This window comes from Ligilactobacillus acidipiscis DSM 15836 (assembly GCF_001435755.1).
GTDB lineage: Bacteria > Bacillota > Bacilli > Lactobacillales > Lactobacillaceae > Ligilactobacillus > Ligilactobacillus acidipiscis.
Genome location: NZ_AZFI01000189.1, coordinates 1 through 3,538, shown reverse-complemented (window position 1 = coordinate 3,538; position 3,538 = coordinate 1). Strand labels below are relative to the sequence as shown.

Here is a 3,538-nt window from a genome sequence, read left to right as displayed (position 1 = left end):
ACCCACAAATACTTTACGCTAACACTTGACCCACAAGCAATCTTACCACTTGCCAGGATTCCAAATTCTTCCATCCAGCTCTCCTTTTGCTTGAGTCAAACGACGATCTTGTTCTGTGATCAATATTTTTAATTGCTGAAAAAAAGCACGTTCTTCATATTTTTTAGAATTGGTGACCAACTCATCACACCGGTCAAGCAACCACTGACTTTCTTCGGTCATAGATCCCCCTCCTCAATATTTTTGATCATAGCAACTTCATCTTTTAATTCTGTTAATCTTTCACCACGTTCAGCTATCTGCTGGCTGATCATGCTTAATGTTTGCTGATAGTGAGATTCATCCTTGTTTTTTGTCAGTTGCGCTAATCTGTTAATAAACCACTCCTCACGCTGTGAAAAAGAATGATCACGAGGCAGCTCAAGATACTGAAGATAATCGATCAGTAATTGCTGATGTTGTTTGTCCGTTTGATATTCAAACTGCGGAATTACAAAATAAGGCAGCATACGCATTCCTAAATTATCCGCTATCGCCGCAAAAGGACGCAAAAGCTCACTCAACGAATAACCCTGCTTTTTTCCCAACGCAAACTCACTTTCAGGCCGCCCTGTCGATACAACTAAGCCTAATTCTTTGGCACTCATTTTTTCTTTATAGGGCGTGATTAAACTATCCGCTAACCATTGGTGCAAATTTGCAGGAGCACTATACCAGTATAGTGGAAATTGAAAAATTATCCGCTCAGCTTGTAAAACATCTTGCATTTCGTCTTGAGCTAAAAAGCCATCGACCTGGGTATCAGATAGAACGCGTCTTTTAATGTCTTGATTGCCAAAAGTTAAAGCCTGTTTTAAAAAGGCTTGTGTCAAAGAGTCTTGTTCTTTGGGATGTGCCACTAAAACTAATGTTTTCACCAAGCCTTTCCTCCTTACATTTTGTCCATCGTATCATTTAAAAGCTGATCCACCAAGATATTTCCAGCATTCTTGGCATGCCCTTTAGTCCACTGAAAAGCCAAATGGGTAAAATAGGGCAGTAATTTTTTTATTTCCTGCCACAATTCTTTATTGGCAACCTCCGTATTACTCCCTGTTTTCCAACCTCTTCTTTGCCAACCATCGATCCACTTTTTCGTGATCGCATCCAGCACATATTTCGAATCAAGTGTAGCAATGATCACTTCATTTTGCCAGCCTTGTCGTCCCAAAAACTTTAATGCCTTCACCAAAGCCATAACTTCCATTCGATTATTGGTACTACCATATTCACCCTCACTGGCAGTATATTTTTTGCCGTCTTTTATCACGCAAAAAGCCCATGCAGCTGGATCACTTTCTTTAACATGCTGTCCTTTTTTATTTCCATGATTTCTAGATCCGCCATCGGTCCATAATGTAATAGTAGCTGCTTTTACAAAAACTTGATTACTTTTTGAAACGGTATTTTTGGTTAAACTGGCACGAGTGCTTTTTTGGTCATTCATCCAATCCTTTGCTTCTGCCGGTGTTTTAAAACTTTCGTACTTAGCGCCCGCAAAACCCTTGACTTGTTGTTCACACTCAGCCCAAGAATTAAAAATACCGGTTTTTCTTCCTTTTTTTACCGCATAATACTTAGCTGAAATGACATTCATCCCCTCTACCAATTAAATTGCTCCATTAATTTTAAACTATCTAAAAACTAAAGGAAAGAAAAAAACCATTCATTTAATGTAAAAAACAAAAAATGAACGGTCTTAATTATTCATAGTCACTTAATTCTCCCCCACTTCGACCCGCAAATCATGAATCACATCTTCTAAATGAATTAACGGTTCAGAAAGGGTTAAGTAATATAGGCTTTGTAAACCATTTTTACGGAACGCTACTAACCCAGCTTCACGTAATATTTTCAAATGATGAGAAACCGCGGGCTGTGTAATTGACATTTCTTCGGTCATTTCAGTTACAGTTAAACCTTCAGATAAATGATTACACAGTAAAACAATGATTTTCTGTCGATTTCGGTCTGCAAGTGCGTTAATTACTTCGAAATCATCCACGAAATTTTCGATTGCTCTACTTTGTGATGCTGTTAGTTGAACAGTTGGCATTACTTTCACTCTCCTTTCACGGGATACACATAACTACGTGTATAGAATAGCATGAACGAAGATTTTAAGCAAACGTTTACATCGTTGCTATATAAATAAGTCAATTATTTAAATGTAAAAATAAATCGATAAAAACATTAAAAAAGTGCCCAGCATTACTGCCAGATGCCAAAATACATGAGTATACTTTAACGTTTTTATACTATACAGCAAAGCACCCAACGTAAAGGCTAAACCACCGCAAAATAGCAGACTCATACCAACACTTCCCAGCCCGAGAAAAAGCTGTTTGATTCCCAAAATACAGGTCCATCCCATTAAAATATAGATCAAAGTCTCAATATTTTGCTGACGATTTTTAGCTAAAATATGGTATAAAGTTCCAAACAATGCTGAAAACCAAATCAAAGATAAGATAAACAGTCCAAATTTACCTTCAATTACTAACAAGCAGTATGGTGTGTACGTTCCAGCAATCAGCAGATAGATCCCGCAGTGATCAAATATTTGGAAAACTCGACTTGCTTTTGTGAAATAAAGGCAATGAAATAAGGTTGAAAATAAGTAGAGGCTTAATAAAGAAATTCCATATGTCAAATAAGCAAATAGAGCTAATCCGTTTTCTTTTGACACTCCCTTCATAATCAACGCAATTAAAGCTATCACACTTAGTAAAATACCTACTCCATGTGTAATTGCACTCCAAACTTCATTTATGACCTGACTTTTTTTATCCACATGACTCAGTCCTTTCACTATTTAATAGTATAGCATATATGTATTCATTTTCAATATTAACTAGACTTTAATTCTAGATAATCTATGTTAAAATAAGAAGGACTTAGACTAGATCCTTAAAATAAAAATTGGATGTGTTTAAATTGAAAACAATAAAAAACTTAGAGTTGCCTTCCTGGGAAGATTTTCCTGATATCGACTTATATATGGATCAATTAGTTAGCTTGGGGAATCGCTATTTAATTGAATTGTCTACCAATCAAATTACAGCTTCCATGGTAAACAGCTATGTTAAAAAGGGATTGATTACTCGACCAGTTAAAAAGAAATACCAACGACAGCATATCGCCGAATTACTCATGGTTTCCCTTTTTAAAGCTGTCTATTCATTGGAAAGTGTTAAGCAAGTTATTCAGCAAATATTTGCAGAAGAAAGTGCTCAATCAGCATATAATAACTTCGCAGCACTTTTTAACTATGATCTGCGTTTGATTAACGGTGAAAATATCCCTGATGTTACAAAGGTAGCTAATACAGAGCCAGTGATCAATAAGATCGAGGAATACACAATACGAGCTTCTATTTACCAAATGCTTGGTCAAAAAGAAATAGCCTTACAACCACCACCACGCGCTAAAGAACAAAAGAAACACTGATATTTAGATACAAAAAACGGGACTGGGACAAAACGTTTCCAGTTTAATA

The 3,538-nt window shown here is 36.3% G+C and carries 6 protein-coding genes; 1 reads left to right on the top strand and 5 read right to left on the bottom strand.

Annotated elements, in window-relative coordinates:
* Nucleotides 1-42: 42 nt before the first annotated feature.
* From FC65_RS09575 to trhA, 5 genes are all read right to left on the bottom strand, one after another.
* The gene (locus tag FC65_RS09575) at nt 43-222 is read right to left on the bottom strand and encodes a hypothetical protein (RefSeq protein ID WP_056972501.1); all 180 of its coding nucleotides are present in this window, start codon (nt 220-222) and stop codon (nt 43-45) included.
* On the bottom strand, nt 219-917 hold the full coding sequence (locus FC65_RS09570; protein ID WP_010498093.1) for an NAD(P)H-dependent oxidoreductase: 699 nt from the start codon (nt 915-917) through the stop codon (nt 219-221). The genes FC65_RS09575 and FC65_RS09570 overlap by 4 nt, the downstream gene beginning before the upstream one ends.
* A 14-nt stretch (nt 918-931) precedes the next feature.
* Entirely contained in the window at nt 932-1,636 is a 705-nt protein-coding gene (locus FC65_RS09565) for a ribonuclease H family protein (protein WP_056972502.1), read from the bottom strand.
* A 120-nt stretch (nt 1,637-1,756) separates the two neighbouring features.
* Nucleotides 1,757-2,095 (bottom strand): ArsR/SmtB family transcription factor, encoded by a 339-nt coding sequence (locus FC65_RS09560; protein WP_010498076.1) that lies wholly within the window; start codon nt 2,093-2,095, stop codon nt 1,757-1,759.
* Nucleotides 2,096-2,203: 108 nt separating this feature from the next.
* Nucleotides 2,204-2,833, bottom strand: a complete 630-nt coding sequence (gene trhA, locus FC65_RS09555; protein WP_056972500.1) for a PAQR family membrane homeostasis protein TrhA — start codon at nt 2,831-2,833, stop codon at nt 2,204-2,206.
* A gap of 134 nt (nt 2,834-2,967) precedes the next feature.
* Between trhA and FC65_RS09550 the strand changes: the two genes are divergently transcribed.
* On the top strand, nt 2,968-3,489 hold the full coding sequence (locus FC65_RS09550) for a DUF1836 domain-containing protein (protein WP_382405747.1): 522 nt from the start codon (nt 2,968-2,970) through the stop codon (nt 3,487-3,489).
* Nucleotides 3,490-3,538: the final 49 nt, after the last annotated feature.

Bases quoted from the DNA above. Each gene is read 5' to 3' on its own strand.
- FC65_RS09560 (WP_010498076.1), bottom strand. From the start codon at position 2,095: ATGCCAACTGTTCAACTAACAGCATCACAAAGTAGAGCAATCGAAAAT.
- FC65_RS09575 (WP_056972501.1), bottom strand. From the start codon at position 222: ATGACCGAAGAAAGTCAGTGGTTGCTTGACCGGTGTGATGAGTTGGTC.
- FC65_RS09565 (WP_056972502.1), bottom strand. From the start codon at position 1,636: ATGAATGTCATTTCAGCTAAGTATTATGCGGTAAAAAAAGGAAGAAAA.